This is a genomic window from Actinosynnema sp. NPDC023658, assembly GCF_040639995.1.
GTDB lineage: Bacteria > Actinomycetota > Actinomycetes > Mycobacteriales > Pseudonocardiaceae > Actinosynnema.
In genome coordinates, this window is record NZ_JBFAAX010000686.1 from 1 (window position 1) to 3,098 (window position 3,098).

The following is a 3,098-nucleotide window of genomic DNA, read 5'->3' on the forward strand; positions in this document are numbered from 1 at the left end:
AACACCGTTCGTCGTGAGCGTTGAACTCAGGGTGCGTGAACGTAGGACTCTCGCGCTCTGGACGTAGGACTCTCGCGGGGTGGGGGGTCAGGGGCGGCCCGGGAGGCGCAGGGTGAACATCGCCCCGCCCTCCGGGGCCCGGCCCACGTAGGCCATGCCGCCGTGGCGCTCGGCCACCTGCTTCACGATCGCCAGGCCCAGCCCCGAGCCGGGCAGCGTGCGAGCCTCGGAGGAGCGGTAGAAGCGCTCGAACACGTGCGGCAGGTCGTCGTCCGCGATGCCGGGGCCCGAGTCGGCCACCTCCACCACCGCGCTGCCGTCGCCCAGCTGCTTCACGGACAGGCGGACCACCCCGCGCGCCGGGCTGAACTTCACCGCGTTGTCCAGCAGGTTGAGCACGGCCCGTTCCAGCGCGCTCGAATCACCGAGCAGCGACCACGGTTGCAGCTCCACCTCGAACTGCACGTCGCTCGCCCGCCGCTTGGCCCGGTCCAGCGCGCGCTCCACCACCTCGACCAGGTCCACCGGCTCGTGCACGACCTGCGGCGCGTCCTCCCGGGCCAGCTCGACCAGGTCCCCGATCAACGTGGTCAGCTCGTCCAGCTGCGCGCGCACGTCGGCGTTGATCTCCGCCTTGTCCTCGTCGGACAACGTCGGGGAGTCCGGCCGCTCCGAGGCCAGCAGCAGCTCCAGGTTCGTGCGCATGGACGTCAACGGCGTGCGCAGCTCGTGCCCCGCGTCCGCCACCAGCCGCCGCTGCCGCTCCTGCGACTCCGCGACCGCGCCCAGCATCGCGTTGAACCGCTGGGACAGCAGCGCCAGCTCGTCGTCGCCGGACACCGGGATCGGCCGGAGGTCACCGGTCAACGCCACCCGTTCGGTGGCCTCGGTCAACCGCTGCACGGGCCGCAGCCCGGTGCGCGCGACCGCCGTCCCCGCCGCCGCCGCGACCAGCACGCCCAGCCCGCTGATTACGAACAGCACCACGGACAGCTTGCCCAGGGTCGTGTTCAGCGGCTTGGTGGACTGCGCGATCACCATCGCCTGACCGTCGCCGTACGGGACCGCGATCACCCGGAAGTCGGTGCGCACGTCGGTCCAGATGTTCTCCAGCCGCGACCCGCGCGCCACGTCCAGGTCGGCGGGCTGGGTCGGCGGCGCGACCGTGTTCTTCGGGTACTGGATCAGCCCGTTCACGTCCAGCACGCCGATCCGGATGTCACCGGCGGCGAGGAACGCGCCCGGGATCTCGGACACGTCGTTGTTGACCTTGGGGGCGTTGACGGCGGCCTGGGCGCGCTGCCGCAGGTTGGAGTCCATCTGGTCGTGCAGGTTCCGGCTCACCGTCATGTACGCGCCGAGCGACACGACGGCCACGGCGCCGGCCACGCAGAACGCCGCGAGCAGGGTGACCCGCGCCCGCAGCGACACCCGCTGGAGTCGCCCGTTGGCGGCACCGATCACGGAGGGGTCTCCCGCAGCACGTAGCCGACGCCGCGCACCGTGTGCAGCAGCCTGGGCTCGCCCTCCGCCTCGGTCTTGCGGCGCAGGTAGCCGACGTAGACCTCCAGCGCGTTGCCCGAGGTCGGGAAGTCGTAGCCCCAGACGTCCTCCAGGATCCGGCCGCGGGTCAGCACCTGCTTCGGGTGCGCCAGGAACAGCTCCAGCAGGGCGAACTCGGTCCGGGTGAGGCTGATCGGGCGCTCGCCGCGCCGCACGTCCCGCGTCCCGGGGTCGAGCTCCAGGTCAGCGAACCGCAGCACCGCGCCCGCCGGCTCCTCGGCGTCGGACGCCGCCCGCCGCAGCAGGGCGCGCAGCCGGGCCAGCAGCTCCTCCAGCGCGAACGGCTTGGGCAGGTAGTCGTCCGCGCCGGCGTCCAGCCCGGACACCCGGTCGGACACCGCGTCACGGGCGGTGAGCACGAGGATCGGCAGGTCGTCGCCGGTGCTGCGCAGCCGGCGGCACACCTCCAACCCGTCCAGCCTCGGCATCATCACGTCCAGCACCATGGCGTCGGGGCGCTGGGAGACGAGGAACTCGAGGGCCTGCTGGCCGTCGCCGGCAAGGTCGACCTGGTAGCCGTTGAACTGCAGTGAGCGGCGGAGCGACTCACGCACGGCCCGGTCGTCGTCGACAACGAGGATGCGCATGGGCTCAGTCTTGCCCCTGGTCCTGAGAGCCGCCTGAGAAGGGAGTGTGAGCTACCCGTCAAGTTTTCGGGCCACCGGCGCGTTCCACCTCCGCCACGTCGCCAGCAGCCGCAGGCCCACGATGACCGCCGACCCGACCAGGGTCACCAGCACGGCGGGCAGGTCCAGGTAGTCGCCGAACGCCACCACCACCGCGCCGCACAACGCCGCCACCGCGTAGATCTCCTTGCGCAGGACGAGTGGGATCTCCCGCAGCAGCACGTCCCGCAGCGCGCCGCCGCCGATGCCCGTGGTCATCCCGACCAGGCACGCCGCGTACGGCGGTGCGCCGAGGCGGAGCGCGGTCGTGGTGCCCGCGGTGACGAACAGGCCGAGCCCGATCGCGTCCAGCAGCAGCACCGCCCGCCACAGCTTGGCCACGGTCGGGTGAAACCAGAACACCACCAGTCCGGTGACGCCCGCGACCGCGAGGTAGGGCCAGCTCACCAACGCCGCCGGCGGGTGCACGCCGAGCAGCACGTCCCGGATGATCCCGCCGCCCAGCGCGGTGGTCAGCGCCAGCACGATGACCCCGAACACGTCCAGCCGCGCCCGCACCGCCGCGACCGCGCCGGAGGCGGCGAACGCGGCGATCCCGATCAGTTCCAGCGCGTCGAGCAGCACGGCTGGTCAGGTTAGAAGCTGTCCGCCAGACGCGGGACGCCAGGTGCGCCGACCAGCCGATCGAGCAGCGCGGCGTCACCGTCGAGCAGCCCGGCGCGGCGCAGCGCGTGGCTGTCCTGCATGCCGCTGAACCACGGCCCGAGCGCCCGCGCGTGCAGCCGCACGGCTCCGCTGCCGCCGGGCTCGACGAGAACGCTCGGCTTTGCCCGCTTCGCGAACCCGTGGGTGAGGGGGCTGTGGATCACTCACTACGATCTCGCCGGTGCGCTTCGTGGCGGATCTCCA

Annotated in this window: 4 protein-coding genes; all 4 read right to left on the reverse strand. The window is 72.4% G+C overall.

Going from position 1 to position 3,098, the window contains the following annotated elements:
• Positions 1-87 precede the first annotated feature (87 nt).
• The 4 genes from AB0G02_RS33155 to AB0G02_RS33170 are packed head-to-tail and all read right to left on the reverse strand — an operon-like array spanning position 88 to position 3,058.
• Positions 88-1,464: a HAMP domain-containing sensor histidine kinase gene (locus tag AB0G02_RS33155; protein ID WP_360802175.1), complete on the reverse strand. Its 1,377-nt coding sequence runs from the start codon at positions 1,462-1,464 to the stop codon at positions 88-90.
• Positions 1,461-2,150, reverse strand: coding sequence for a response regulator transcription factor (locus tag AB0G02_RS33160; RefSeq protein ID WP_360802178.1), 690 nt, complete (start codon positions 2,148-2,150; stop codon positions 1,461-1,463). The genes AB0G02_RS33155 and AB0G02_RS33160 overlap by 4 nt, the downstream gene beginning before the upstream one ends.
• A gap of 51 nt (positions 2,151-2,201) precedes the next feature.
• A complete protein-coding gene (locus AB0G02_RS33165) occupies positions 2,202-2,813 on the reverse strand; it encodes a trimeric intracellular cation channel family protein (RefSeq protein ID WP_360802181.1) in 612 nt (203 codons plus the stop codon).
• Positions 2,814-2,824: 11 nt separating this feature from the next.
• Positions 2,825-3,058 carry a sterol carrier protein domain-containing protein gene (locus AB0G02_RS33170; RefSeq protein ID WP_360802184.1) on the reverse strand — a complete coding sequence of 78 codons (234 nt, stop codon included), beginning with the start codon at positions 3,056-3,058 and terminating at the stop codon, positions 2,825-2,827.
• Positions 3,059-3,098: the final 40 nt, after the last annotated feature.

Excerpts from the sequence above, each read along its gene's own strand:
- AB0G02_RS33160 (WP_360802178.1), bottom strand. The coding sequence starts at position 2,150 with ATGCGCATCCTCGTTGTCGACGACGACCGGGCCGTGCGTGAGTCGCTC.